The organism is Stenotrophomonas acidaminiphila (assembly GCF_014109845.1).
Taxonomy (GTDB): Bacteria; Pseudomonadota; Gammaproteobacteria; order Xanthomonadales; family Xanthomonadaceae; genus Stenotrophomonas; species Stenotrophomonas acidaminiphila.
Genome location: NZ_CP043567.1, coordinates 968,993 through 993,437, shown reverse-complemented (window position 1 = coordinate 993,437; position 24,445 = coordinate 968,993). Strand labels below are relative to the sequence as shown.

Annotated in this window: 23 protein-coding genes and 1 tRNA gene; 16 read left to right on the top strand and 8 right to left on the bottom strand. The window is 68.8% G+C overall.

All coding sequences use genetic code 11. The features are described 5' to 3' along the window. Positions 1-3: 3 nt before the first annotated feature. A complete protein-coding gene (locus tag F0P95_RS04595; protein ID WP_182335859.1) occupies positions 4-840 on the bottom strand; it encodes an AraC family transcriptional regulator in 837 nt (278 codons plus the stop codon). A 200-nt stretch (positions 841-1,040) separates the two neighbouring features. Further along, positions 1,041-1,117 (bottom strand) — tRNA-Arg (locus F0P95_RS04590). Between the two features lie 149 nt (positions 1,118-1,266). Here F0P95_RS04590 and ubiA point away from each other — a divergent pair. Next, positions 1,267-2,160, top strand: coding sequence for a 4-hydroxybenzoate octaprenyltransferase (ubiA, locus tag F0P95_RS04585; RefSeq protein ID WP_182335858.1), 894 nt, complete (start codon positions 1,267-1,269; stop codon positions 2,158-2,160). Positions 2,161-2,214: 54 nt separating this feature from the next. On the opposite strand, the gene F0P95_RS04580 is transcribed toward ubiA, so the two are convergent. After that, a complete protein-coding gene (locus F0P95_RS04580; protein ID WP_182335857.1) occupies positions 2,215-2,790 on the bottom strand; it encodes an HdeD family acid-resistance protein in 576 nt (191 codons plus the stop codon). A gap of 59 nt (positions 2,791-2,849) precedes the next feature. Beyond that, the gene (locus F0P95_RS04575; RefSeq protein WP_182335856.1) at positions 2,850-3,578 is read right to left on the bottom strand and encodes a ComF family protein; all 729 of its coding nucleotides are present in this window, start codon (positions 3,576-3,578) and stop codon (positions 2,850-2,852) included. Positions 3,579-3,627: 49 nt separating this feature from the next. Between F0P95_RS04575 and bioB the strand changes: the two genes are divergently transcribed. The 4 genes from bioB (at position 3,628) to bioC (ending at position 7,733) form a co-directional block, all read left to right on the top strand. After that, positions 3,628-4,656, top strand: coding sequence for a biotin synthase BioB (gene bioB, locus F0P95_RS04570; RefSeq protein ID WP_182335855.1), 1,029 nt, complete (start codon positions 3,628-3,630; stop codon positions 4,654-4,656). Between the two features lie 105 nt (positions 4,657-4,761). Continuing rightward, the gene (gene bioF / locus F0P95_RS04565; protein ID WP_182335854.1) at positions 4,762-5,973 is read left to right on the top strand and encodes an 8-amino-7-oxononanoate synthase; all 1,212 of its coding nucleotides are present in this window, start codon (positions 4,762-4,764) and stop codon (positions 5,971-5,973) included. Between the two features lie 16 nt (positions 5,974-5,989). After that, a complete protein-coding gene (gene bioH / locus F0P95_RS04560) occupies positions 5,990-6,757 on the top strand; it encodes a pimeloyl-ACP methyl ester esterase BioH (protein WP_182335853.1) in 768 nt (255 codons plus the stop codon). 85 nt (positions 6,758-6,842) lie between these two features. Then, positions 6,843-7,733 (top strand): malonyl-ACP O-methyltransferase BioC, encoded by an 891-nt coding sequence (gene bioC / locus F0P95_RS04555; RefSeq protein WP_182335852.1) that lies wholly within the window; start codon positions 6,843-6,845, stop codon positions 7,731-7,733. A gap of 57 nt (positions 7,734-7,790) precedes the next feature. On the opposite strand, the gene F0P95_RS04550 is transcribed toward bioC, so the two are convergent. From F0P95_RS04550 to F0P95_RS04540, 3 genes are read right to left on the bottom strand one after another with little or no spacing between them, the layout of a single operon-like run. After that, a complete protein-coding gene (locus F0P95_RS04550; protein WP_182335851.1) occupies positions 7,791-8,219 on the bottom strand; it encodes a ketosteroid isomerase-related protein in 429 nt (142 codons plus the stop codon). 34 nt (positions 8,220-8,253) lie between these two features. Further along, positions 8,254-8,856 carry a YdcF family protein gene (locus tag F0P95_RS04545; protein ID WP_182335850.1) on the bottom strand — a complete coding sequence of 201 codons (603 nt, stop codon included), beginning with the start codon at positions 8,854-8,856 and terminating at the stop codon, positions 8,254-8,256. Then, a complete protein-coding gene (locus F0P95_RS04540; protein ID WP_182335849.1) occupies positions 8,853-9,815 on the bottom strand; it encodes a pyridoxal-phosphate dependent enzyme in 963 nt (320 codons plus the stop codon). Before F0P95_RS04540 ends, F0P95_RS04545 begins: the two co-directional genes overlap by 4 nt. 139 nt (positions 9,816-9,954) lie before the next feature. Here F0P95_RS04540 and F0P95_RS04535 point away from each other — a divergent pair, with 139 nt between their 5' ends. Together F0P95_RS04535 and mnmG are read left to right on the top strand one after the other, a co-directional pair. Further along, a complete protein-coding gene (locus F0P95_RS04535) occupies positions 9,955-10,536 on the top strand; it encodes a hypothetical protein (protein ID WP_182335848.1) in 582 nt (193 codons plus the stop codon). 591 nt (positions 10,537-11,127) lie between these two features. After that, positions 11,128-13,017 (top strand): tRNA uridine-5-carboxymethylaminomethyl(34) synthesis enzyme MnmG, encoded by a 1,890-nt coding sequence (gene mnmG, locus F0P95_RS04530; protein ID WP_182335847.1) that lies wholly within the window; start codon positions 11,128-11,130, stop codon positions 13,015-13,017. 187 nt (positions 13,018-13,204) lie between these two features. On the opposite strand, the gene F0P95_RS17470 is transcribed toward mnmG, so the two are convergent. Next, a complete protein-coding gene (locus F0P95_RS17470) occupies positions 13,205-13,561 on the bottom strand; it encodes a SymE family type I addiction module toxin (RefSeq protein WP_232528778.1) in 357 nt (118 codons plus the stop codon). 508 nt (positions 13,562-14,069) lie between these two features. Here F0P95_RS17470 and F0P95_RS04520 point away from each other — a divergent pair. From F0P95_RS04520 to F0P95_RS04480, 9 genes are all read left to right on the top strand, one after another. After that, positions 14,070-16,241, top strand: a complete 2,172-nt coding sequence (locus F0P95_RS04520; RefSeq protein WP_182335846.1) for a GNAT family N-acetyltransferase — start codon at positions 14,070-14,072, stop codon at positions 16,239-16,241. After that, positions 16,234-16,668: an ASCH domain-containing protein gene (locus tag F0P95_RS04515; RefSeq protein ID WP_182335845.1), complete on the top strand. Its 435-nt coding sequence runs from the start codon at positions 16,234-16,236 to the stop codon at positions 16,666-16,668. Before F0P95_RS04520 ends, F0P95_RS04515 begins: the two co-directional genes overlap by 8 nt. 43 nt (positions 16,669-16,711) lie before the next feature. Next, on the top strand, positions 16,712-17,251 hold the full coding sequence (locus F0P95_RS04510) for a gamma carbonic anhydrase family protein (RefSeq protein ID WP_182335844.1): 540 nt from the start codon (positions 16,712-16,714) through the stop codon (positions 17,249-17,251). 130 nt (positions 17,252-17,381) lie between these two features. Beyond that, entirely contained in the window at positions 17,382-18,287 is a 906-nt protein-coding gene (locus tag F0P95_RS04505; RefSeq protein ID WP_182335843.1) for a DUF2167 domain-containing protein, read from the top strand. Between the two features lie 191 nt (positions 18,288-18,478). Continuing rightward, positions 18,479-19,156, top strand: coding sequence for an RDD family protein (locus F0P95_RS04500; RefSeq protein ID WP_104940069.1), 678 nt, complete (start codon positions 18,479-18,481; stop codon positions 19,154-19,156). Beyond that, the gene (locus F0P95_RS04495; RefSeq protein WP_182335842.1) at positions 19,153-20,151 is read left to right on the top strand and encodes a stage II sporulation protein M; all 999 of its coding nucleotides are present in this window, start codon (positions 19,153-19,155) and stop codon (positions 20,149-20,151) included. The genes F0P95_RS04500 and F0P95_RS04495 overlap by 4 nt, the downstream gene beginning before the upstream one ends. After that, positions 20,141-21,718, top strand: coding sequence for a DUF4129 domain-containing protein (locus F0P95_RS04490; protein WP_182335841.1), 1,578 nt, complete (start codon positions 20,141-20,143; stop codon positions 21,716-21,718). Before F0P95_RS04495 ends, F0P95_RS04490 begins: the two co-directional genes overlap by 11 nt. Further along, the gene (locus F0P95_RS04485) at positions 21,715-22,860 is read left to right on the top strand and encodes a DUF4350 domain-containing protein (RefSeq protein ID WP_182335840.1); all 1,146 of its coding nucleotides are present in this window, start codon (positions 21,715-21,717) and stop codon (positions 22,858-22,860) included. The genes F0P95_RS04490 and F0P95_RS04485 overlap by 4 nt, the downstream gene beginning before the upstream one ends. After that, a complete protein-coding gene (locus F0P95_RS04480; protein ID WP_232528770.1) occupies positions 22,857-23,876 on the top strand; it encodes an AAA family ATPase in 1,020 nt (339 codons plus the stop codon). The genes F0P95_RS04485 and F0P95_RS04480 overlap by 4 nt, the downstream gene beginning before the upstream one ends. Positions 23,877-24,445: the final 569 nt, after the last annotated feature.

Genomic DNA, 24,445 nt, shown 5'->3' with positions numbered 1-24,445 from the left:
CGATCACTCCGGTCGTTGCGGGATTTCAGCCAGCGGCAGCCATATCTCCACGCCGCCGTTGCCGCTGCGGTCGTCGAAGCGCCGGTCGTAGCGCTCGAATGCCGGCGTGTCGGCCAGCGCGATCCGCGCCGTGGGCAGGTAGTGCTCGCGCAGCCAGCGCCAGGTCGAGCGGATCGAGGACACGTGGCCGGCGTGCCAGGCCACCAGGTAGCGCATCGCCGGCAGGTCGACACGCTGCCAGTGGCGCGGCGGGGGCTGCGCCGGGTCCAGCGGCACCGCGGCGATGTAATCGAACGCCCCGTCCCCGTCGCGGTTCATGCAGACCCCGTAGCTGACCGGTGCCGGCCGCGGCCACTGGCGATCGAGCTGTTGCCATTGGCCGGGGATTTCGCCGTTGCTGAAGCAGGTATGGCGGCGGCCGATGCCGGCGACCGAGAATGCCGGCAGCGCGGCCCGCCACAGCGCGATCCCGTTGCCCGCGGCCGCCTCGTCCAGCTTGAGCGCGTCCACCAGGGCGAGGGACGCCAGCCCGTGGTCGCGCACCTGCGCCGGGGTGCTGCCGAACTGGCCGCAGAACGCGCGGGTAAAGGCGGCATGCGTGGAATAACCGCTGTCCAGCGCGAGCTGCAGGATGTCGCCGCCGCCCTGGGCCAGGCGCCGCGCGGCCAGGGTCAACCGCCGGCCGCGCAGGTAACGCATCAACGGGGTACCGGTACGGCCATGGAACACGCGGGACAGATGGAACGGCGACAGCCCCACCGCGGCGGCGATATCCGCCAGCGCCAGCGCGCCATCGTCATGGCATTCGATGTGCCACAGCACTTTTGCCGTTGCGCTCAAGGTGCGTCCTGCCTGTCGAACGCCGGCAAGAATAGCGGAGCCGGAAACGTCGCGTTTAGCAGTTCTTGCGGCGCATGCAGGCATTCCATCGCGGGCGCCACCATGACGCCGGCGATATGCACGCCACTGGCGTGCGCGGCATCGAATGCCGCAGCGCCGGGCGCGAAGGCCGGCAATCACGACGAAGCGACATCGAAAGATGGCGCGCCCGGAGGGATTCGAACCCCCGACCAATGGCTTCGGAAGCCACTACTCTATCCGGCTGAGCTACGGGCGCGTTGTGTGTCGCTGCGGGAGCCGGGGGCTCCCCACCGTCCGGCGCTGCCGGGCGGAGGCGCATTCTAACGGTAAATGCATGCGCAGGTCTGCCCCTGTCGCACCGGCGCATGGCAACGGACCGCCGGGCCCGGCTGGTAACCTGTGCGCATGGGTTACGAACGCTACCAACAACAGCCGACGCCGGCACCGTCGCGGCTGGCCAGCTACTGGAAACTGATGCGCGCCGACCGCCCGATCGGCACCCTGCTGCTGCTGTGGCCGACGTGGTGGGCGCTGTGGCTGGCCTCCGGCGGCCTGCCGGCACCGTGGACGCTGTTCGTGTTCACCGCCGGCGTGTGGCTGACCCGTTCGGCCGGCTGCGTGATCAACGACTACGCCGACCGCTGGCTGGACCCGCACGTCAAGCGCACCAAGGACCGCCCGCTGGCCACCGGCGCGGTGTCCGGGCGGCAGGCGCTGGCGCTGTTCGCCGGGCTGATGCTGGTCGCGTTCGCGCTGGTGCTGACCCTCAACGCGCTGACCATCGGCCTGAGTTTCGTCGGCGTGTTCCTGGCCGCCACCTACCCCTACCTGAAGCGCTATACCCACCTGCCGCAGGTCTACCTGGGCATGGCCTTCGGCTGGGGCATCCCGATGGCTTTCGCCGCGGTGCAGGGCGAGGTGCCGCCGCTGGGCTGGGTGCTGTATGCGGCCAACATCCTGTGGTCCACCGCCTACGACACCTGGTATGCGATGGTCGACCGCGACGACGACCTCAAGGTCGGCTCGCGCTCCACCGCCATCCTGTTCGGCGACCTGGACCTGGTGATCCAGGGCATCCTCTACGTGCTGTTCTTCGCGGCGATGGCGCTGGCCGGCCAGCGTGCCGGGCTGGGCATGGCGTACTGGGCCGGCCTCGGCGTGGCCGCGGCGCTGGTGGCCTGGGAATTCTGGATATGCCGCACGCGCGAGCGCCAGGCCTGCTTCCGCGCGTTCCTGCACAACAACTGGGTCGGGGCCGCGCTGTTCGCCGGCATCGTCGCCAGCCAGTACCTGGACTGACACGCCACGGCCCGCCCCCGGCGGGCCGTGCGCATCGACAGCCGGGCCGCCGGCTCAGGCCGCGGTCCGGCCCAGCCGGCGCAGGCGGAACGCGACCACCACCTGCAGCACGCCGTAGACCAGCGCCATCGCGCCGATCCACAGCGACGTGACCATCAGCCCGCCCAGCGGGTTGAGCGCGAACAGCACGCCCAGCACCACCGCCAGCAGGCCGCTGACAATCAGCAGCCATTCGCCGCGGATGTGCTTGCGCACGCGGATGGCGAAGACGATGCGGTAGATGCCGCCGACCACCAGCCACGCCGCCACGAACAGCAGCAGCACGCTCGCCGTGGCCAGCGGGTTGAGCAGGGCGAGCACGCCGAAGGCGATGGACACCAGCGCGTAGAACACCGTCCAGCCGCGCGATACCGGCGCCGAACCGCCGACCGCCGCGGCCAGCGCCACCACGCCCTCGACGATCGCCATCACCCCCAGCCACATGGCCAGCACCGCCGCGGTACGCACCGGCGCGATCAGCGCCAGTACGCCGAAGGCCACCGCGAACAGGCCGAACAGCAGGACCACCCACCAGCGCCGCGACAGCGCACCGAGCAGCGTGTCGGAAGGGAAACCCGGGTTGCCATTCATGTCATCACTCCTTGCTGATCCAGAGGGAAGCCGTCACCCGAGCATACCCCCTGCCGTGCTCACGGCACCCGTGCGCAGACCCAGGCATCGACCCGCGCCACGCCAGCCCGGCGCAGCGCACGGGCCGCGGCCTGCACGGTGGCACCGGTGGTCATCACGTCGTCGACCAGCGCCACATGCGCCGGCAGCGGCCCGCGGGCGGTAAAGGCCGTGCGCAGGTTGCGGCGCCGCGCCGGCGCGTCCAGCTCCGACTGCGCCCGGGTGGCGCGGGTGCGCTGCAGCCCGGCCCGCAGCGGCAGGTGCAGCGCGCGGGCCAGCGGCCGCGCCAGTTCCAGCGCCTGGTCGTAGCCGCGCCGGCGCAGGCGCGACAGGTGCAGCGGCACCGGCACCAGCGCCTGCGGCCGCGCCACCGCCGCCAGCCGGGCGTGCATCAACTGCGCCAGCAGGCGCCCGGCGGCCAGGTCGCCATGGAACTTGAAGCGCTGCAGCAGCCCGTCCACCGGCGCGGCGTACAGCAGCGCGGCGTGGACCGCCGCCAGCGGCGAACGGCCGCCGTGGCAGGCGCCGCACAGCGCCCCGTCCGGCTCGGCGGCCGGCAGCGGCAGGGCGCAGCCACGGCACGCGTTCTCCAGCCACGGGAGGGTGCCGGCACAGGCGCCGCACAGGTCGCACCCGGGCCGGCCCGGCTCGCCGCAGACCAGGCACGTGGGCGGGAACAGCAGGCCGGACAAGGCCCCGCCCATCCTGTAAACCATATAGACAAGCGATTTGTTGACAGTCGAGTGCATGCTCACCAGACTGCCCCGCTTCCGTTGCCCGATCTGTCAGGAAACCCCCATGTCCGCCGTCATCCGCCACGACTGGAACCGCGAGGAACTGCTGGCGCTGTTCGACCTGCCCTTCCCCGAACTGCTGTTCCGCGCCGCCAGCGTGCACCGCGAACATTTCGACCCGGCACAGGTGCAGGTCTCCACCCTGCTGTCGGTCAAGACCGGCGGCTGCCCGGAAGACTGTGCCTACTGCCCCCAGGCGCAGCGCTACGACACCGGCGTGGACGCGCAGAAACTGATGGACACCGACAGCGTGGTCGCCCGCGCCCGTGCCGCCCGCCAGGCCGGCGCCTCGCGCTTCTGCATGGGCGCGGCCTGGCGCTCGCCCAAGGACCGCGACATCCCCAAGGTGGCGGCGATGATCCGCGAGGTGAAGGCGCTGGGACTGGAGACCTGCGCCACCCTGGGCATGCTCGAAGGCCACCAGGCGCAGGCGCTCAAGGACGCCGGGCTGGACTACTACAACCACAACCTCGACACCGCGCCGGACTATTACGACTCGATCATCCACACCCGCCAGTACCAGGACCGGCTGGACACGCTCGAGCACGTGCGCAACGCCGGGCTGAAGACCTGCTGCGGCGGCATCGTCGGCATGGGCGAGACCCGCGAACACCGCGCCGGCCTGCTGCTGGCCCTGGCCAACCTGCCGGCGCACCCGGATTCGGTGCCGATCAACCGCCTGGTGCAGGTTGCCGGCACGCCGCTGCATGGCAGCGCCGAGCTGGATCCGTTCGAGTTCGTGCGCATGATCGCGGTGGCGCGCATCACCATGCCGCGCTCGATGGTGCGGCTGTCGGCCGGGCGCGAGAGCATGAGCGACGAGCTGCAGGCGCTGTGCTTCGCCGCTGGCGCCAATTCCATCTTCTACGGCGAGAAGCTGCTGACCACCGGCAACCCGGACACCGCGCGCGACCAGGCGCTGTTCGCGCGGCTGGGAATCTCGCCGATGCAGGTGGAGGTGGATGCCGGTGACCACGACCATCCCGGCACCGTGCACCTGGACATCGCCCCGCACTGCGCGGCCACGACCTGAGCCCACCGCGCCCGCGGTCCGTGCGGTGCGCCGCCGGGCCGCGCCGCAAGCGGTTGCAGCGGCAACCGGTTACGCTAGCCGCCCACCCGTCCATGAACTGACGCCATGGCCCGCTCCGACCTCCTCGCCCGCCTGCAGGACCAGCGCAAGCTCCGCCAAGCGCAGGGGCGCATCCGCGTGCGCCGCAGTGTCGGCCGCCGCGACGGCGTACGCCTGGAAGTCGGCGGCAAGTGGCTCACCGGCTTCTGCAGCAACGATTACCTGGGCCTGTCGCAGCAGTTCGAAGTGGTCGCCGCACTGCAGGATGCCGCCGGCCGCGAAGGCGCCGGCAGCACCGCATCGCACCTGGTCTGCGGCCACCACGTGCTGCACGAGCAGCTGGAGCACGAGATGGCCGACTGGCTCGGCTATCCGCGCGCGCTGCTGTTCGACAGCGGCTTCATGGCCAATCTCGCCGTGCAGCAGGCGCTGCTGTCCGAAGAGAGCGACGTCTGCGTGCAGGACCGCCTCAACCACGCCAGCCTGCTCGATGCCACCCGCCTGGCCGGCTGCCGCCTGCGCCGCTACCCGCACCTGGACAGCGAAGGCGCCATGCGCCAGCTGAAGAACGCCGCCGACGGCGCCGCCATGCTCGCCACCGATGGCGTGTTCAGCATGGATGGCGATGTCGCCCCGCTGCGCTCGCTGTCGCTGGTGGCGCGCATGCAGGAGGCGCTGTTCTACGTGGACGACGCGCACGGCATCGGCGTGGTCGGCGAACACGGCCGCGGCTGCGTGGCCGATGCCGGGCTCGGCGTGAACGAAGTGCCGCTGCAGCTGGCCACCCTGGGCAAGGCGCTGGGCGGCCATGGCGCGGTGGTGCTGGGCGAGGACAGCCTGATCCAGCACCTGGCCGAAACCGCACGCCCGTACATCTACACCACCGCGCTGCCGCCGGCGCAGGCCGCCGCATCGCTGGCCGCGGTGAAACTGGCGCGACGCGACCACTGGCGCCGCGAGAAGCTGGCCGAACTGATCGCGACGTTCCGCGACGGCGCACGCCGCAACGGCCTGGAGCTGATGCCCTCGGAGACGCCGATCCAGCCGCTGCTGTGCGGCGACGAGGCCACGGTCATGGCGCTGGCCACCGCGCTGGAGCAGTCCGGCTTCATGGTCGGTGCGATCCGCCCGCCGACCGTGCCCGAGGGCAGGGCGCGGCTGCGCATCACGCTGTCGGCGCTGCACACGATCGAACAGGTGCAGACCCTGGTCGAGGCCACCGCCCGCGCGCGCGACCTGCTGGCCTACGAGCAGTCGCTGAACACCGTCGGCGCCTGAGGCACAGCGTCCACGCATGCACATTCATGTCACCGGCACCGGCCCGGCACTGGTCCTGATCCACGGCTGGGCGCTGCATGGCGGCATCTTCGCGCCGCTGGTGCAGCGCCTGGCGCCGCACTTCCAACTGCACGTGGTGGACCTGCCCGGCCACGGCTTCAGCCGCGACGACGACACCCCGCTGCGCCTGCCCTACCTGGTCAACGCCATCGCCGCGGCCACGCCGCCGGCGGTGTGGTGCGGCTGGTCGCTGGGCGGGCTGGTGGCACTGCACGCCGCGGCCACGCTGCCGCAGGTGCGCGGGCTGGCGATGCTCGCCGCCACGCCGCGCTTCGTGCGCGACAACGACTGGCCCGACGCGGTGGAGCGCAGCGTGTTCGAACAGTTCGGCCGCGACCTGGAACAGGACTACCACGGCACCCTGGAGCGCTTCCTGGCGCTGGACGTAATGGGTTCGCAGCACGCGCGCAGCGAACTGCGCACCCTGCGCGAAGCCCTGGTCGAGCGCGGCGAACCGGCACCGCGCGCCCTGCACGAGGGCCTGGCGCTGCTGGACCGCAGCGACCTGCGCGGCGCCCTGCCCGGCCTGCGCACGCCCGGCCTGTGGATCGGCGGCCAGCGCGACCGCCTGGTGCCGCCCAACGCCCTGCACCGCGCCGCGGCGCTGGCAGCGGCCGGCCTGCACACCGCCCACACCATCGACGGCGGCGGGCACGCGCCGTTCCTCGGCCATGCCGACGACGTCGCCGGGCGCCTGCAACGCTTCGTTGCAGCCTGCACGTGAGCCTCCGCACCGGCCCATCGCCGATCATGGGCACCCGCGCCCGCTACCGCTGACCCCCTTCATCGCCGCACCCTGCGTATCCGCCATGCCTTCCCTGTTCGACTCCAAGCACGTCCGCCGCGCCTTCTCGCGTGCCGCCTCCAGCTACCACGCCGCCGCCGTGCTGCAGCAGGAGGTCGGCAAACGCCTGCTGGAATCGCTCGATTACCTGGAAGAGCGGCAGCCGCAGGTGGTGCTGGACGTGGGCAGCGGCCCGGCGCACTCGACCGCGGCGATGAAGAAGCGCTGGCCCAAGGCGCAGGTGATCGCGCTGGACCTGGCCCTGCCGATGCTGGCCGAAGCCAGGAAGCAGGCCGGCTGGTGGCGCCCGTTCTCGCGCGTGTGCGCCGACGCGCGGGCGCTGCCGCTGGCCGACAACAGCGTGGACGTGATCTTCAGCAACCTGTGCCTGCAATGGGTGGAAGACCTGCCGTCGGTGTTTGCCGGCTTCCGCCGCGTGCTCAAGCCCGGCGGCCTGCTGGTGTGCTCCACTTTCGGCCCGGAAACGCTGGTGGAACTGCGCGAGGCGTTCGCCCAGGCCGACGACACCCCGCACGTAAGCCGCTTCGTGCAGATCGCGCAGTTCGGCGACGCGCTGATGATGGCCGGCTTCCGCGACCCGGTGTTGGACCGCGACCTGTTCACCCTCACCTACGACGACCTGCCGGCGCTGATGCGCGAGCTCAGGGCCATCGGCGCCACCAACGCGCTGAGCGGGCGCCGCCACACCCTCACCGGGCGCAGCCGCTTCAACGCCGCGCAGGCGGCCTACGAGCCGCTGCGCCGGGCCGATGGCAAGCTGCCCAGCAGCTGGGAAGTCATCTACGCCCATGCCTGGGCGCCGGAACCGGGCGCCCCCATCCGCGAGCACGGCCATGACGTCGCCGCGGTGCCGGTATCGGCCATTCCGATCCGGCGCAGGCCGCAGAACCCCTGACCGCGCAGCGCGCGGCGGCGCCGGCAATGCGCCGCCGCGGCAGGCCCGGCCCGGGCCTCAGCCGCCGACCTGGGCGATCCAGTCCTGCAGGTTGTAGTAGTTGCTGACCCGCGCGATGCGGCCATCGTGGATATCGAAGAACGCACCGCCGGGCAGTACGTAGCGCTGGCCGTTGGCCGGCGGCAGGCCTTCGTCGGTGTGGTGGTACTCGCCATGCACCACGTACTCGGCCGCGGCGCGGCTGCCGTCGGCGCTGGCCATCACCACCACCTCGCGCAGCTGCTCGCGGTAACTGGCCTCCATGCGCCGCAGGAACGCGGCGAATGCCTCGCGCCCGCTTTCGCGCGCGCCCTGGTTGAGGTCATGCGCCACGTCGTCGTCCAGGCGCTCCAGCATGCCGGCCCAGTCGCCGCGGTTGAAGGCATCGTAGTAGCCGCTGACCAGGTCGATGGCCTGCTGCCGGGCGGGGGAAACGTCGTGGCTCATGGGGTCTCTCGCGGGGAAGGGGCGATGGCGCCGCTCAGGCGCCGCCGGCGAACAGGTCGCGGTGGAAGAAATAGATTTCCTGCGCCAGGAACCGCCAGCTGGTGTGGAAGCTGCGGAAACGCGTGCTCGGGGTGGACGAGGCCAGCGCGTCGATGCCCAGCTCCCTGGACAGGCGCAGCGCGCGCGCCATGTGCAGCGGATCGCTCACCAGGATGGCGCGGCGCATGCCATGGGCGTCCATCAGCCGCTTGGCCTCGACCAGGTTCTGGCGGGTGGTGCGCGAGCGGCTTTCGATCAGGATGTCCTGCGCCGGGATCTGCTGCTTGAGCGCGTAGCGGCGCGCGACCTGCGATTCGGAAAAGCGCGCGGTGGCGCCGCCGAAACCGCCGGTGAAGATCAGCTTCGGCGCCAGCCCCTGCCGGTACAGGTCCAGGCCGTGGCGGATGCGCTCCTCGAACACCGGCGACGGCTTGGCGTCGTAGGCCGCCGCGCCCAGCACGATGATCGCATCGGACGGCGCGGCCTGGTCGCGGTCGCCCACCCAGATGATCCACGCCGCCACGCCCAGCAGCCACAGCAGCAGCAGCACGCACAGGCGCCACAGCCAGTCGAACAGGCGGGTGCGCCGGCGGCTCATGCGCCCATCCACGGCAGCGCGTCCAGGTCGACGTTGCCGCCGGACAGCACCAGCCCCACGTTGCGCCCGGCAAAGCGCGCCGGCTGCGCCAGCACCGCCGCCAGCACCGTGGCCGAGGACGGCTCCACCACCTGCTTGAGCACCTGCCACAGCAGGCGCATCGCCGCCACGGTGGCGGCATCGTCCACGGTGATGGCGGTGGCCTTGCCGTGCAGCAGCGCGAAATTGGGCTCGCCCAGCGCGCCACGCAGGCCGTCGCAGACGGTATCGGGCACGAAATCCACCAGCCGCCGGCCCGCTTCCAGCGACCGCGCGGCGTCCGCCGCACCGGCGGGTTCGGCCAGTACCAGCTCGCAGCCCGGCGCCGCCTGCTGCAGGGCCAGCAGGGTGCCGGAGGCCAGCCCACCGCCACCGGCCGGCACCACCACCACGTCCAGCGCCGTGCCGGCCTGGCGCAGCAGTTCCAGCGTGGCCGTGCCCTGGCCGGCAATCACCCGTGCGTCGGCATACGGATGCACCAGCACCGCGCCGGTATCGCGCTGCACCCGTGCGCACTCGGCCTCGCGCGCGGCCTGGGTCGGCGCGCAGCGCCACAGGGTCGCGCCATGGCGGGCGATGTTGGCCAGCTTGGCCGCCACCGCGCCCTCGGGCACCACCACGTGGCAGGGGATGCCGCGCGACTGCGCCGCCAGCGCCAGCGCCGCGCCATGGTTGCCGGACGAGTGCGTCACCACGCCGTGGCGCGCCTGCGCCTCGTCCAGCGCCCATACCGCGTTGCATGCGCCGCGGAACTTGAAGGCGCCGCCCCGCTGCAGGTGCTCGGCCTTGAAATGCAGGTGCGCGCCGGACAGCGCGTCCAGGGCACGCGAACGCAGAACCGGCGTGACCGTGGCATGGGCCGCGATACGGGCCGCGGCGGCCAGCACGTCGGCCGGCCCTGGCAGGGTGAGTTCAACCATGGGGAAAGGTTAACGTAGGCCCCCGGTGCCGGACCATCTCATGCCATCGCTGCACCTGCATTCAGCCCTGCCCGCAGGGTTAAGGACCGATTCAATGCGCGGGCCCGAAGCTGGCTGCGCACCCAACAGGGGGACTGTCATGAAAAAGCGCCTGATCCTTTCGGCCGGCCTGCTGCTCGGCCTGTCCGGCTGCGCCACCTACGACTATGTCGACGGCGGCGCGGGCGGCTATTACCGCGGCGCGACGTCGGTGCAGCGCACCTACCCGTACGGCTATCCCTACGGCGCCTACGGCGCTGGCCCCTACGGCTACGGTGGCTATGGCAGCTACGGCTATTACGACTACCGCTACCCGTACCCGGTCTACCGCCCGCCGTACCGGCCACGCCCCCCGCACGGCGGCCATGACGGCAACGGACATCGTCCGCCGCCGGGCCACGGCAACGGCGATGGCGGCCACCGCCCGCCACGGCCCGGTGATGGCGACGGCAACGGACGCCCGCCGCGCCCCCGCCCGCCGGTGGACGGCGGCGGCAAATCGCCCTGGCGCGACATGGACCGCCTGCAGCGCCCGCAACCGCGCCCGCAGGCCCAGATGCCGCGCGCGATGCCATCTCCCCAGGCCAGCGGCGCGCCGCGGCCGATGATGCAGCGCCCCGCACCGGCCCGACCGCCGTCACAACCCCGTGGTCCGCGTACGGTGCAGCAGCAGGAACCCTGAAACCCTTGCATTTGGGGAAAAACCAGGCAATCTTGTGGGGCCGAGTGACCGAAAGCGTCCATAACTGACGCAAACCGCAATCGCACATCGACCGCTTCCATGTCGATGTCCGCACAGGAAATCTGGATCCCCCCTGTTCCGGCCCTGTCGGGCATCGGCACCTAAAACGACAAGCCCCGGCCATGCCGGGGCTTCGTCTTTCACGGCATCGCCAGGCGCCACCGCCGCAGCCGCACGGATGCAGCCATCGGCATGACGCATTGCGCACCGGGGCAACGCACGGGCAATAACGGCAGGGCCAGCGACCGCGGACGCAACGCGGGCTCCGGAAAGAACAAGGGCCGGCAGTCCCCCGACTGCCGGCCCCATGCTTCCCCGGTATGCGCTTCGGCTGGCCCCTGTTCCAATTCCAGCCACTGCGCCCATGTCGCATGCCACACCGGGTGCGATGACGTTAACTGCACTTTGCGTGCCAACTTTAGGCCGCCGGCGGTGCCCACCGGGCATTGGCGGTAAAATCACCAGCCCGTCGCCGCGGCCTTCCCCTACCGGCCACCGACGGATTTCACACTTCCAGCCCGCACCCCTTTCATGACCGACTCCTTCCATCGTTACGACGTCATCGTCATCGGCGGCGGCCACGCCGGCACCGAGGCCGCCCTGGCCGCGGCGCGCGGCGGCGCCCGCACCCTGCTGCTGACCCACAACGTGGAAACCGTGGGCGCGATGAGCTGCAACCCGGCCATCGGCGGCATCGGCAAGGGCCACCTGGTCAAGGAGATCGACGCGCTGGGCGGGGCCATGGCCCACGCCGCCGACCTGGCCGGCATCCAGTGGCGCACGCTCAACGCCTCCAAGGGCCCGGCAGTGCGCGCCACCCGCTGCCAGGCCGACCGCAACCTGTACCGCATGGCGATCCGCCGCATCGTCGAATCGCAGCCCAACCTGACCGTGTTCCAGGCCGCGGTGGACGACCTCATCATCGAAGGCGACGCCGTGCGCGGCGCCATCACCCAGACCGGGCTGACCTTCCATGCGCCGGCCGTGGTGCTCACCGCCGGCACCTTCCTGGCCGGCAAGATCCACATCGGCGAAACCCAGTACACCGCCGGGCGCATGGGTGACCCGCCGGCCACCACCCTGGCCGCGCGCCTGCGCGAGCGCCCGTTCGCCATCGACCGGCTCAAGACCGGCACCCCGCCACGCATCGACGGCCGCTCGCTCGACTACAGCGTCATGGACGAACAGCCCGGCGACGACCCGCTGCCGGTGATGTCCTACCTGGGCAACGTGGCCGAACACCCGCGCCAGGTGAGCTGCTGGATCACTCACACCAGCGAGCGCACCCACGAGGTGATCCGCAACGCGCTGCACCGCTCGCCGCTGTACAGCGGCCAGATCGAAGGCATCGGCCCGCGCTACTGCCCGTCCATCGAGGACAAGGTGGTGCGCTTCGCCGAAAAGGACAGCCACCAGATCTTCGTCGAACCCGAAGGCCTGGACGTGGTGGAGATCTACCCCAACGGCATTTCCACCTCGCTGCCGTTCGACGTGCAGCTGGAACTGGTGCGCAGCATCCGCGGCTTCGAACACGCGCACATCACCCGCCCCGGCTACGCCATCGAATACGACTTCTTCGACCCGCGTGGGCTCAAGAACACGCTGGAAACCCGCCAGGTGGCCGGCCTGTTCTTCGCCGGCCAGATCAACGGCACCACCGGCTACGAGGAAGCCGGCGCGCAGGGCCTGCTGGCCGGCATCAACGCCGCGCTGTTCGTGCAGGGCCGCCAGGGCTGGTGCCCGCGCCGCGACGAGGCCTACATCGGCGTGCTGGTGGACGACCTGATCACCCACGGCACCAGCGAGCCCTACCGCATGTTCACCAGCCGCGCCGAATACCGGCTGCAACTGCGCGAGGACAACGCCGACGCGCGCCTGACCCCCACCGGCCGCGAGCTGGGCCTGGTCGACGACCGCCGCTGGCACGCGTTCGAAACCAAGCAGGCCGCCGTGGCCAGCGAAAGCGCGCGCCTGCGCGGCCTGTGGGCCACCCCCGCCAACGCGTTGGGCCGCGAGGTGCATGAAACCACCGGCGTGGCGGTGAGCCGCGAAACCAACGTGCTCGACTTGATCAAACGCCCGGAACTGGACTACGCCAAGCTCATGCAGGTGCCCTCGCTCGGCCCCGGCGTGGACGATGCGCGCGTGGCCGAACAGGTGGAAATCAGCGTCAAGTACGCCGGCTACCTGGACCGCCAGCGCGAAGAGATCGAACGCCAGCAGCGCCACGAGAACACCGCCATTGCCGAAGGCTTCGACTTCGCCGCCGTGCGCGGCCTCTCCGCCGAAGTGCTGCAGAAACTCGAACGCGTGCGCCCGCAGACCATCGGCCAGGCCCAGCGCATCCCCGGCATGACCCCGGCCGCGATCTCGCTGCTGCTGGTGCACCTGGAGCGGGCGCGGCGCGGAAAGGTGGCGTGAGTGCGCGTGTGGTGCAGGGCGTTGGTTGAGCAGAAGGCGTTTGATCTCCTGCGCAACGCCTTCGCGTCATGCACCTGACTGCGTTACCCAAGAAGAAGCCCGCGCAAGCGGGCTTCTTCTTTTTCATGACTGCGGAGAGCGCACTGCGGCGGCCATCAACCGTTGAACAGCCGCAGCGCGGCACCGCTCACTCTTCGTTCGTGCTGCGGCTTATCAACAACAACCCGTTACCCGCCGTCACCTGCAACACGTCGCCCACGGCAAAGCCGCAACGTTCCAGCCAACGGCCGGACAGGCGCAGCTTGGGCACGGCCCGGCCGACGACCTGCTGGCCCCGGCGCTCGTCGTAGTACAGATAGCCCATCGTGCAGCGCCTGGGCATGCGCGCCCAGCCGCCGGAAGCGGGCGGCATGGGCAACGGGGGCGAGAACAACTCCGGGATCGGCACGGAATCGATCATCCGCGGCGTGCATGCCTCGTGCCTGGATGGGGTGCGGTTGGACGCAACGGTGGAAACGCGTGTGACTTCCTTGGTACGGCTCATGTCGGACTCCTTGTGCGATAGGGAATCCGCCGCCTTGCTGTCAATCGAGGGTGGCGGACGGTGCGCGGTTGACAGACCGGCCACAAGGAACCGGCAGGCCTTTCGGCCTCCGCACACCGCCCGCCGTCGAACTGGCAGCTTCGCCCATGCCGAATACCGGGCAGAAGAAAAGCGCCGGCATCGAAGATGGGCGCTGGTGCGCCTTGTGGTTTCAGGCTGTCAAACCCGGCTGCGGAGTTTGCCGCAGCGGGTTGATGGTGCTATCGAACCCTTCGGGATGTCAATCAGACTTCTCCCATATGGCCGAAAAGGGAACCCTTCCTCACTGCATTGTTGAAGGCAATCAAACTCACGGACCCCGCCACCGGAGGCCTATCTGTCATACCGCTGATCGAAGCTTAGCTATGAGCCCGCGTTGTTCGTACAATTCGCCCACATCGCGCTCCACCCCATTGAGAACGATGCTCGGCAGTAGTTCGGCGAAAGGTATCCAAAGGATGGTGGATAAATGAAGTCAGGGACCTTGATGATTCATACATCACGGGACGACGTTGCTCCCTTCGTGCAAGACGTCCGTAGAGCGGCCGATGCTCAGACTTTGGCGCTGGGGTTCTTCCCAGCCAACGTCTATGTCGATTTTGCCAGGCGCGAACAACTTTACGTAGCAACTCGTCTAGTCGACGGAAAGCCAGTCTATGCAGGACACCTGCTCTTTGACCTACGGTACCCGCGCGCCAATATTCTGCAGATGTTCTGTGACACGAACAGCCGACGTCTGGGCGTAGCGTCCCGGCTCTTAGCCACCCTAAAAGAAGCACTCACTCGACACAATTTCGTCGCCATATACGCGCGAGTAGCTGAAGATCTTGCGGATGCCACCGCCTTCTGGTCGGCACAGAATTTCTATCAACAGCGCATAGCCCCTGGTAGCGCAGCTCGCAAGCGCCGGATAGCTGTTCGTGTATTAGAACTTGAGTCGCCTCAGCTATTTCCACCTAGTGGGCTTAGTACTGCTGTACAAGACCCATTAGGGCTGCAGGCGCAAGTAACCGGTGAACCACCGCTATACCTTATCGATCTCAATGTCCTTTTCGACCTGCAACCCCGTCGTCTTCGCCACGCGACAGCGATTAACCTCTTTCGCGCTTGCAACGAAGGCACATGTCGACTGGGCATAAGTAGCGAAATACGGAACGAGTTGCGCCGGCATCAACCAGAGCAGGGCCGCACCGATCCAATGATCGAGCTGGTCGCGACACTACCTGAGTTCCTGCCGGATTTTGCGGACGACGAAATGTGTACGCTGATTTCAGATCTTGCGTTGATTGTCTTCCCAGCACAGTCTCGAAATGGGCAACTTTCTATCAATGACAAATCTGACCTGAAGCACCTCGCGATAGCTATCAATCAGAAGCTTAGCGGCTTCATAACCAGCGAGATCGCGATGCTTCAAGCCGCTGGCACACTTCAGGAGACCTACGGAATTCAAGTTCTTTCACCAGAAGCCTTCGAGCACCAAGAGCAACAGTGGACCGAGGGAGTGTCTGTCCAAACCGTATCGGAATCGCAGCTCATCACGCGCGCGATGGAGAGTGGTGACACCCAAGAAGTTCGACGATTGCTCCGCCAATGCGGACTTTCGAATGGAACTATCACTCACAGTTGGCTAACACCGGATGGCCTTCGGCGAGCCACACATCAGACCGTCGTGCACTGTGGAGAAAGCTGCGTTGGCTATATCACGTGGCCCATGATCACAGAGGGAGCTAAGTACCCAGCACATGCAGCAATCGATGAGACGCATGCGGAGGCTTCCAACGTAGCTCGGGAACTGCTGCGCCACATCATCCAGCATATGGACAACCACAGTCCCTGCATCGTTTCATTGACGCTACCGACCCACCAGTCCCACCTTCGTGAAGTTGCGCTTTCATTGGGCTTTCGTGCTGCCCACAAGCACTCCCCTTTGGTCAAAATGATCGCGGGATATGTGCTAACCGGTTCAACATGGAAGACATACCGCTCAGAGATCGCTCGACTTTGTGGACTGAAGTTGCCAGAGGCTCAACCTAGCTTCGTGAGTGCCAGTCAAGCCATAGAAATCTATTCACCCGATGGCAACCGACGCTATCTCCCCTTGGACTTGCTAGAGACACTGCTTTCTCCAGTGCTGCTCTGCCTCGCTGATCGTCCTGCGGTCATAAGCCCAATTGAACGGCGATTTGCCGAGCCTTTGCTCGGCCACTCCCGTCAAGCATCATTGCTTCCAGCGCACTCAGCATCCCTTTACGCAGCTAGGCACTACCTGTGTGATCCACGTTCACTAAAGCACTTGCAACGGGGTGCGCTGATGCTGTTCTATGAATCCTCAAAGGGTGGCGGACAGCAAGCCATCGTCGCTGTAGCACGTATCGTGGAATCCTATCTCAGGAGACGAGACGCACTCCTGCTATCTGATCTCCAGTCGTCTGTGCTCCGGCCAGAAACGTTAGACCAGATAGGTCAAGCTGAAATCAAGGCGGTGAGTGTCATCGACAACATCTTCCCTTTAAAAAAGCCAGTGACGCTAGCCCAACTCCAGCTACTAGGGTGTGGAAATCCTAACCAGCTAATTACGACAAACCCTATCACCAACGACCAACTGACCAACATCCTTCTTGAAGGCTTTTCCGATGACTGAAGCTCAGCACATTTTAATTTCTCTTGAACCCCGGCATGCCGAGAACATCCTATCGGGGCGCAAGCGTGTTGAGCTTCGCAAACGACCTATGAATGTTGGTGTAGGCACGACTGTCTGGATATACGCCAAGCTGCCAATTGGTTCCGTAGTTGGCAAAGCGAAGGTAAAGGAAGTCCACGCAGCGACACCAGCAAGCATTTGGCGACGGTTCGGGAAGGACACTGGTGTCACGAAGCAGGAGTTTTCCGACTACTACAGCGAATCATCGCAGGCTGTGGTACTAGTGCTAGAAGAAACCACACGCTTCGAGAGATCGATATCACTTGATCACTTGCGAAAGACAACTGGGGCGTTTTATCCCCCACAGTTTTTCACACGTCTGTTCCCCGAACATCCCGTTTTCAAGGCCGTAAGATTTGCTGCATAGCGCTTAGCCAAACGTATTGCCCTTTCTCGTCCGTGACACAGCCATGCCCGCCTTGCGTTCCTTCCTAGACAAAACCCCCACCCTCGGCCAGCGCGTCTACATCGACCCCGCCTGCACCATCATCGGCGACGTGGTGCTGGGCGATGACGTGTCGGTGTGGCCGGGCACGGTGATCAGGGGCGATGTGAACCATGTGCGCATCGGCGCGCGCACCAACGTGCAGGACGGCACCATCATCCATGTCAGCCACGAGAGCCCGTACAACAAGGGCGGCTACCCCACGCTGATCGGCGAGGGCGTGACCGTGGGGCATGGCTGCATCATCCACGCGTGCAGCATTGGCGATTACTGCCTGATCGGCATGGGCGCGTGCGTACTGGATGGCGCGGTGATCGAGGACGAGGCGTTCATCGGCGCCGGCGCGGTGGTAGGCCCGGGCAAGCGGGTGGCGCGCGGCGAGTTGTGGGTGGGCAACCCGGCGCGGCCGGTGCGCACGTTGGGCGCGAAGGACATCGAAGGGCTGCGCTATTCGGCGGACCACTACGTGCGGTTGAAGGACCAGTACCTGGGGATGGCGGGCTGAAGGAGCCTGCGGGGCAAGCCCCGCAGCTACAGGGCATCGGCGGCGCTGGCCGTTGCCCGCGGGCCGGGCTTGGCCCACACTGCCGGCCTCGGGCGTGGGGACGCCCTTTTTCCAGGGAAAGGAATATTTCATGTCGATCAGAACCATGGCGCTGGCCCTGCTGGCCGGTGCAACGCTGCTCTGCGCCGCTGCGCCGGCCGCCCACGCACAGGACGCGCAGGACGCTCCGGACCCGGCCGCGTTCGTGCAGTCGCTGCATTTCCGCTCCGGCACCATCGAAGTGCCCGCGGCCAAGGCGCGCTTCAACCTGGGCCCGGAGTTCCAGTACCTGGACCAGGCCGATGCGCGGCGCGTGCTGGAAGACCTGTGGGGCAACCCGCCCGACGCCGACGTGCTGGGGCTGGTGGTGCCGCGTTCGCCCAGCCTGGCCGATGACGACAGCTGGGCGGTGGTGGTGACCTATTCGGACGACGGCTACGTGTCCGACGAGGATGCGTCGAAGATGAATTACGCCAAGCTGCTGCGCGAAATGCAGGAGCAGACCGAAGCGGCCAACCCCGAGCGCGAGAAGGCCGGCTACGGCACGCTGCAGTTGGTGGGCTGGGCGGTGCCGCCGCGCTACGACGCCGGCAACAACAAGCTGTACTGGGCCAAGGAGCTGGCGTTCAACGGCCAGCCCAACCACGTGCTCAATTACGACATCCGCGTGCTGGGCCGCCACGGCTACCTGAGCCTCAACGCGGTGTCGGGCATGAATGAGCTGGGGCTGGTGCGCAGCGGCATGGAGAAGCTGTTGCCGATGGCCGAGTTCGAGCCGGGCGCGCGCTATGCCGACCACAACCCCAAGACCGACAAGATCGCCGCCTACGGCGTGGCCACGCTGATCGGCGGCGGGCTGGCGGCCAAGGCCGGGTTGTTCGCCAAGCTGGGCCTGGTCTTCGCCAAGTTCTGGAAGCTGCTGCTGATCGGCGCCATCGCGCTGGGCGGGGTGGCACGCAAGTTCTTCGGCGAGCGCAACAAGGGCACGGTGCGCTGACCTGCGCGCGCCGCCACGGTGCCCGGCGCAGGCTGGGCATCGGCGGCGGCGGCGGGTAAAGTCAGCCGCTGACAGGACGCCACCGAGACACGCATGCCAGCGGCAGCCGCCCGGTTTGGATACCGGGTTTGCGACAACCCACGACCCTGCGCGCGACCGGCGGCGCCCGGCCGTTGAGCGCAGCGCCGCCCATGCTCGATACCTACCGCGAGGTGATCACGCCCGAAGGCGTGCCGCTGCAGTTGCCGGCGGCTGGCCCGGTGCCGCGCGCGCTGGCGTGGCTGATCGACCTGATGGTGCGGTTTGGCGTGCTGGGGCTGATGAGCCCGCTGCTGATGGCGCTGGGCGGGCTGGGCCAGGGCCTGTACCTGGGGCTGATGTTCCTGCTGTTCTGGGGCTACCCCATCGTGCTGGAAGTCTGGTTCGGGCAGACCCTGGGCAAGCGCGCACTGGGCCTGCGGGTGGTAGCGCGCGACGGCGCGCCGCTGGGCTGGGTACCGGCGATCGTGCGCAACCTGCTGCGCACCGTGGACATGCTGCCGTTCGGCTACGCACTGGGCCTGCTGGCCTGCCTGTGGGATCCGCACGGGCGGCGGCTGGGTGACCTGGTGGCCGGCAGCCTGGTGGTGCACGTGCCGGCGCCGGCACCGGTGCCACCGGCGCGCATCGACAGCGTGCTGGCGCCGCCGCTGCCGCTGCAGCCGGCCGAACAGCAGGCGGTGATCGCCTTTGCCGACCGCGCACCGGCACTGTCGGGCCCGCGCCAGAACGAGCTGGCCGACATCGCCAGCGGCCTGAGCGGGGCACGCGGGCAGACCGGCGTGCTGCGCCTGTATGCGATGGCCAACTGGCTGCTGGGGCGGCGATGAGGCAGGAACAGTTCGTCACCCGCCACGAGCACGAATGGCGCCAGTTCGAGGACTGGCTACAGCAGCGGGGTGGCAGTGCGCGCAAGGCGCGCAACACGCCGTCGCCGGACCTGCCCGGCGACGAGACCATTCCCGAGCGCTACCGGCGCCTGTGCCAGCAGCTGGCGCTGGCGCGCCGCCGCGGCTACAGCCCGCAGCTGGTCGAGCGCCTGCAGCAGCTGATGCAGCGCGGCCACAACCTGCTGTACCGCGCGCCGCCGCCGCGCTGGCAGCGCGCGCTGGAGTTCCTGTTCGCCGGGTTCCCGCAGCTGGTGCGCAGCCAGGCCGCGGCCATGTGGGTGGCTTGCGCGCTGTTCGTGCTGCCGCTGGTGGGCGTGTTCGTGCTGCTGCAGTACAAGCCCGAACTGGTGCACCTGCTGCTGGACCCGCAGCAGATCGCGCACATGGAACAGTCGTACGATCCGTCCGCCGAGCACCTGGGCCGCACCCGCGACAGCGGCACCGACTGGGCGATGTTCGGCCACTACATCATGCACAACATCAGCATCGGCCTGCGCACTTTCGCCAGCGGCCTGCTGTCTGGCATCGGTACGATATACGTGCTGTTGACCAACGGCATAGGCATCGGCGCGGTGGCCGGCCACCTGCAGCACATGGGCTACGGCGACCCGTTCTGGCGTTTCGTCGCCGGGCATGCGCCGCTGGAACTGACCGCGATTGTCATTGCCGGTGGCGCCGGCCTGCAGCTGGGGCTGCGGCTGATCGCGCCGGGCCGCAAGCGGCGCATCGACGCGCTGGTGGAAGGCGGGGTGATCGGCGCGCGGCTGTGCCTGGGGGTGGCGTTCATGCTGCTGCTGGCGGCGTTCGTCGAGGCGTTCTGGTCGTCCATCGCCGCGGTGCCGGCCTGGGGCAAGTTCACCGTGTCCGGCGTGCTGTGGGCGCTGGTGTTCGGCTGGCTGTGGCGCGGCGGCCACGGGGGTGGCGATGCGCATTGACCAGCTGGACGTGGTGCTGCGCGCCCGCTCGCACTGGGAGGCGATGGAGCTGGGCACCGCGCTGGTGCGGCGCCACGCCGCGGCCATCTGGACGCCGTGGCTGCTGCTCACCGGCCCGGTGTTCGTGCTGCTCAACCTGGGTGGGTGGTGGCTGGATGCCTTCTGGCTGCCGGCACTGCTGATGTGGTGGCTGAAGCCGGTGTTCGAGCGCATCCCGCTGTACGTCATATCGCGCGGCGCGTTCGGTGCGGTGCCCGGTACCGTGCAGACCCTGCGCGCGCAGATGCACTGGGGTGTGCGCGCGCTGCCCGGTTACCTGCTGTGGCGCCGGCTGAGCCCGGCGCGTGCGCTGCTGATGCCGGTGGACCTGCTCGAAGGCGGCGACGCCGCGCAGCGGCGGCAACGGCGGCGCGTGCTGGGGGGTGCGGCCTATGGCCATGCCACGCTGCTGACGCTGGTGTGCTGGCATTTCGAAGTGATGCTGCAGGTGGCCGGCATCGCGCTGGTGTTCATGTTCGTGCCGCTGGATTCCCTGCCCGAGTCGCTGCGCGTGGCGGTATCGCTGATCGGCAGCGACACCCCGGCGTGGGTGTGGCTGGGCTTCAATCTGCTGGCCTGGGCCGCGATGACGCTGATCGGCCCGTTCTACAGCGGCGCCGGCTTCGGCCTGTACCTCAACCGCCGCACCCAGCTGGAAGCCTGGGACGTGGAAATCGCCTTCCGCCGCCTGCGCGCGCGGCTGGCACAGGCAGCGCCGCTGGTGCTGGTGATGGTCATGGGGCTGGCCATGCTGCCGCTGGCGGCGCCGGTGCATGCCCAGGATGCCACCGCCGCGGCCCCGGCGGCACACGACAACCACAAGACGGGTGGGTCGCAGGCCACGGCCGCCGCCACGCCCGCGGATGTGTTCGGCGCCGCGCAGGTCGATACCGCCGGCTTCCGCCAGGCCGCCGCGCGCGCCTATGACGACCCGCAGCTGGGCGCCAGCCACACCGTCTGCCGCTGGGAGCGCCGCAATGCGGAAGCGGACAAGCCGCAGCCGCGGGAGTTTCCTGGCGGCCAGTTGTTCGGCGCGGTGGCCAAGCTGCTGGCCCTGCTCAGCGAAGCGGCCCTGTGGATCCTGGTCGGCGCGCTGCTGCTCGTGCTGGTGCTGACCGCGCGCTGGTGGCTGCCGTGGCTGCGGGGCAGCGGGCGCCGCCGCCGCCGCGAGGCCGAATCGGAGGTCACCGCGCACGCACTGCAGCTGCCCGACACCTTGCCGCCGGACATCCTCGCCAGCGCCCGCCGCCTGTGGCACGACGGCAAGCCGCGGCACGCGCTGGCGCTGCTGTACCGCGCCAGCCTGGACGAACTGGCGCAGCGCGCCGACATCGTGTTGCCGCCGGGCAGCACCGAAGCGCAGTGCCTGCGCGCCGCACGACGCATGCCGCAGGAAGCGGACCGGCGCCTGTTCGCACACATGGTGCGCACCTGGCAGTACGCCGCCTATGCCGGCCGGGTGCCGTCGGATGACGCGTTCCAGGCACTGCTCGACGCGCTGCACCAGCAGTACGGGTGGCCGGCATGAGCGCACGCGTGCGCAATGCGCTGATCGCCCTGGCGGTGCTGCTGCTGGCCGGGCTGGCGGTGATGTGGTTCCTGCGCAGCCACCAGCGCGTATGCCAACCGGCCACGCTGCCGGCCTACGGCGAACCCACCTTCAACCCGCTGTTCGCGCTGCGCGAGGCCCTGCGCCGCGACGGCGTGGACGCCGAGACGCGGCGCACGCTGGACCTGGCGGGCATGCAGCTGCAGCCACGCGATACCGTGCTGCTGCTGGACGACCCGCGCCAGCTCACGCCCGCGCAGGTCGAGCAGCTGGTGGAGTGGGTGGAGTACGGCGGCCACCTGCTGCTGCGCATGCCCGCGGCCGACGAGGCGCTGGATGGCGAGCAGACGCTGTTCGGCCGTTTCGGCATCGCACCGGGCAAGGTAGCGCCGCGCTGCCAGCCCTGGCATGTGCCGGGGCAGGAGGAGCACCAGGAATTCTGCGCCGGCCCGCGCTTCACCCTGGGCGAGCACGCGCGCGTCGAACGGCGCTGGGGCGATGCCATCGACGCCACCCTCGCCTACGCGCGGCTGCGCTACGGCAGCGGCCGGGTGGATGTGCTGGCCGACATGGATTTCCTGCGCAACGGCCGCGATACGCAGGACACCGGCCTGCGCGGGCTGCCGCACCGCGACCTGGCGCGGCTGGTGCTCGCACCCAACTACGGCAAGGGCCGCATGCACCTGGTCTACGCCGCCGAAGCGCCGTCGCTGTGGCGCATCATGCTGCAACGCGGCTGGCCGATCTGGCTGCCGCTGCTGCTGGCGCTGCTGGCGTGGCTGTGGATGCGCGCCCAGCGCTTCGGCCCGCTGCAGCCGTCGCCGCGGCAGGAACGCCGCTCGCTGCTTGAACACGTGCGCGCCAGCGGCGAACACCTGCACCGCTACGGCAAGTCGCCGCTGCTGTACGACGCGGTGCGCCAGTCGTTCCTGGCGCGCCTGCGGCGGCGCGCGCCGCTGGCCGCCGCGCTTGCCGGCGATGCCCAGCTGCAGGCCATCGCCGACCACCTGCGCTGGCCCCTCGAACGGGTGCGGCTGGCACTGCAACTGCCCCCGTCACGCGACGACGCCGCGCTGCGCGAACGCATCGCCCTGCTCATCCAGATGAGAAACCAGTTATGACCGACCTGCCCGCTCCGCCCGCCCTGCCCGGCGATGTCCCCACCCCGGCGCCCGCCCCCGGCAACGTCGAACTGATCGAACGCGTCGAACGCCTGCGCGACGCGGTCGGCCAGGCCTTCATCGGCCAGGCCGAGGTGCTGGACCAGATCCTGGTGGCACTGCTGGCCGGCGGCCACGTGCTGATCGAAGGCGTGCCCGGCCTCGGCAAGACCCTGCTGGTGCGCGCGCTGGCGCAGGCGCTGGAGCTGGACTACGCACGCGTGCAGTTCACCCCCGACCTGATGCCCAGCGACGTCAGCGGCCATGCGGTGTACGACCCCAAGACCGAGAGCTTCAAGATCCGCCGCGGCCCGGTGTTCACCCACCTGCTGCTGGCCGACGAGATCAACCGCGCCCCGGCCAAGACCCAGTCGGCGCTGCTGGAGGTGATGCAGGAAGGCCAGGTCACCATCGAGGGCCGCGCGTTCCCGCTCACCCCGCCGTTCCTGACCCTGGCCACGCAGAACCCGGTGGAGCAGGAAGGCACCTACCCGCTGCCGGAAGCGCAGCTGGACCGGTTCCTGCTCAAGGTGCTGATCGATTACCCGCAGCTGGAAGACGAGAAGCGCATGGTCGCGGCGATCACCGCCGGCCGCAGCGCCAGCGATTTCGACTTGTCGCAGGTGCCGCGGGTGATGAGCGGCGCCGACGTGGTGGCCCTGCAGCAGGCGGTGGCGGCGATCATCGTGGACCCGCAGGTGATCGACTACGCGGTGCGCATCGTCGCCGCTACCCGCAAATGGCCGGGCATCGCGCTGGGGGCCGGCCCGCGTGGCAGCCTGGCGCTGGTACGCGCGGCGCGCGCGCAGGCGGTCTTGGCCGGGCGCGATTTCGTCACCCCCGACGACGTACGCGAGATCGCCAGGCCGGCCCTGCGGCACCGCATCGAGCTGGCACCGGAGCTGCAGATCGAGGGGCAGTCGGCGGACGACGCGCTGACCGCGCTGCTGGCCAAGGTGGAGGCACCGCGCAAGTGAGCCTGCGTGGCGGCCAGGCGGCCTGGATCCCGGCACCTGCGTACCCGGCGCGATGGGCGGGCCCGGGGTGGGCTGCTGTTGCCGTCATTGCGGTGCATTCGCCCATTGCGGCGGCCGAACCCGCAGGAACTGCTGTTGCTGTTGCTGTTGCTTTTGCTGTGGCTTTTGCCGTTGCCGTTGCCGTTGCCGTTGCCGTTGCCCGTGATTTTGCTTTTGCCTCCCGGCTTTTGACCCTTGTCGCCGTAGAGCGGGCCGAGCACCGCAGCGGGACGAGGGGCGAAGAGGCGCACGTTTCTGAGCGGAGCGAGTTGTGCGCCGTCCCCTCGGCACGCGAGGCGCGCAGGGAACCGATGCGGCGTAGCCGCGTCGGATCGCGTCCGGCGCGTGTTTCTCTTGGTTACTTCTCTTTGCACGAGCAAAGAGAAGTAACTCGCTCCTGCGAAGCAGGAGTGAAAGCCTTGCCTTCTAGCTTACGCTTCAGCTCCATGCCTGGGCTGCTATCGTTTTGCTTCAGGAAAGCCAAGGCAATGGCAGGGACAGAATCAAGAGCTTTCGCTCCCCTTCGGGGC

What these genes read in the sequence shown, in the direction of transcription:
- F0P95_RS04580 (WP_182335857.1), bottom strand. Translation starts at nt 2,790, where the DNA reads ATGAATGGCAACCCGGGTTTCCCTTCCGACACGCTGCTCGGTGCGCTG.
- F0P95_RS04520 (WP_182335846.1), top strand. Translation starts at nt 14,070, where the DNA reads ATGAAGTCAGGGACCTTGATGATTCATACATCACGGGACGACGTTGCT.
- bioH (WP_182335853.1), top strand. Translation starts at nt 5,990, where the DNA reads ATGCACATTCATGTCACCGGCACCGGCCCGGCACTGGTCCTGATCCAC.
- bioB (WP_182335855.1), top strand. Translation starts at nt 3,628, where the DNA reads ATGTCCGCCGTCATCCGCCACGACTGGAACCGCGAGGAACTGCTGGCG.
- F0P95_RS04500 (WP_104940069.1), top strand. Translation starts at nt 18,479, where the DNA reads ATGCTCGATACCTACCGCGAGGTGATCACGCCCGAAGGCGTGCCGCTG.
- F0P95_RS04495 (WP_182335842.1), top strand. Translation starts at nt 19,153, where the DNA reads ATGAGGCAGGAACAGTTCGTCACCCGCCACGAGCACGAATGGCGCCAG.
- mnmG (WP_182335847.1), top strand. Translation starts at nt 11,128, where the DNA reads ATGACCGACTCCTTCCATCGTTACGACGTCATCGTCATCGGCGGCGGC.
- F0P95_RS04540 (WP_182335849.1), bottom strand. Translation starts at nt 9,815, where the DNA reads ATGGTTGAACTCACCCTGCCAGGGCCGGCCGACGTGCTGGCCGCCGCG.
- ubiA (WP_182335858.1), top strand. Translation starts at nt 1,267, where the DNA reads ATGGGTTACGAACGCTACCAACAACAGCCGACGCCGGCACCGTCGCGG.
- F0P95_RS04535 (WP_182335848.1), top strand. Translation starts at nt 9,955, where the DNA reads ATGAAAAAGCGCCTGATCCTTTCGGCCGGCCTGCTGCTCGGCCTGTCC.
- F0P95_RS04550 (WP_182335851.1), bottom strand. Translation starts at nt 8,219, where the DNA reads ATGAGCCACGACGTTTCCCCCGCCCGGCAGCAGGCCATCGACCTGGTC.
- bioC (WP_182335852.1), top strand. Translation starts at nt 6,843, where the DNA reads ATGCCTTCCCTGTTCGACTCCAAGCACGTCCGCCGCGCCTTCTCGCGT.
- F0P95_RS04480 (WP_232528770.1), top strand. Translation starts at nt 22,857, where the DNA reads ATGACCGACCTGCCCGCTCCGCCCGCCCTGCCCGGCGATGTCCCCACC.
- F0P95_RS04515 (WP_182335845.1), top strand. Translation starts at nt 16,234, where the DNA reads ATGACTGAAGCTCAGCACATTTTAATTTCTCTTGAACCCCGGCATGCC.
- bioF (WP_182335854.1), top strand. Translation starts at nt 4,762, where the DNA reads ATGGCCCGCTCCGACCTCCTCGCCCGCCTGCAGGACCAGCGCAAGCTC.
- F0P95_RS04575 (WP_182335856.1), bottom strand. Translation starts at nt 3,578, where the DNA reads ATGCACTCGACTGTCAACAAATCGCTTGTCTATATGGTTTACAGGATG.
- F0P95_RS04505 (WP_182335843.1), top strand. Translation starts at nt 17,382, where the DNA reads ATGTCGATCAGAACCATGGCGCTGGCCCTGCTGGCCGGTGCAACGCTG.
- F0P95_RS04485 (WP_182335840.1), top strand. Translation starts at nt 21,715, where the DNA reads ATGAGCGCACGCGTGCGCAATGCGCTGATCGCCCTGGCGGTGCTGCTG.
- F0P95_RS04490 (WP_182335841.1), top strand. Translation starts at nt 20,141, where the DNA reads ATGCGCATTGACCAGCTGGACGTGGTGCTGCGCGCCCGCTCGCACTGG.
- F0P95_RS17470 (WP_232528778.1), bottom strand. Translation starts at nt 13,561, where the DNA reads ATGAGCCGTACCAAGGAAGTCACACGCGTTTCCACCGTTGCGTCCAAC.
- F0P95_RS04545 (WP_182335850.1), bottom strand. Translation starts at nt 8,856, where the DNA reads ATGAGCCGCCGGCGCACCCGCCTGTTCGACTGGCTGTGGCGCCTGTGC.
- F0P95_RS04510 (WP_182335844.1), top strand. Translation starts at nt 16,712, where the DNA reads ATGCCCGCCTTGCGTTCCTTCCTAGACAAAACCCCCACCCTCGGCCAG.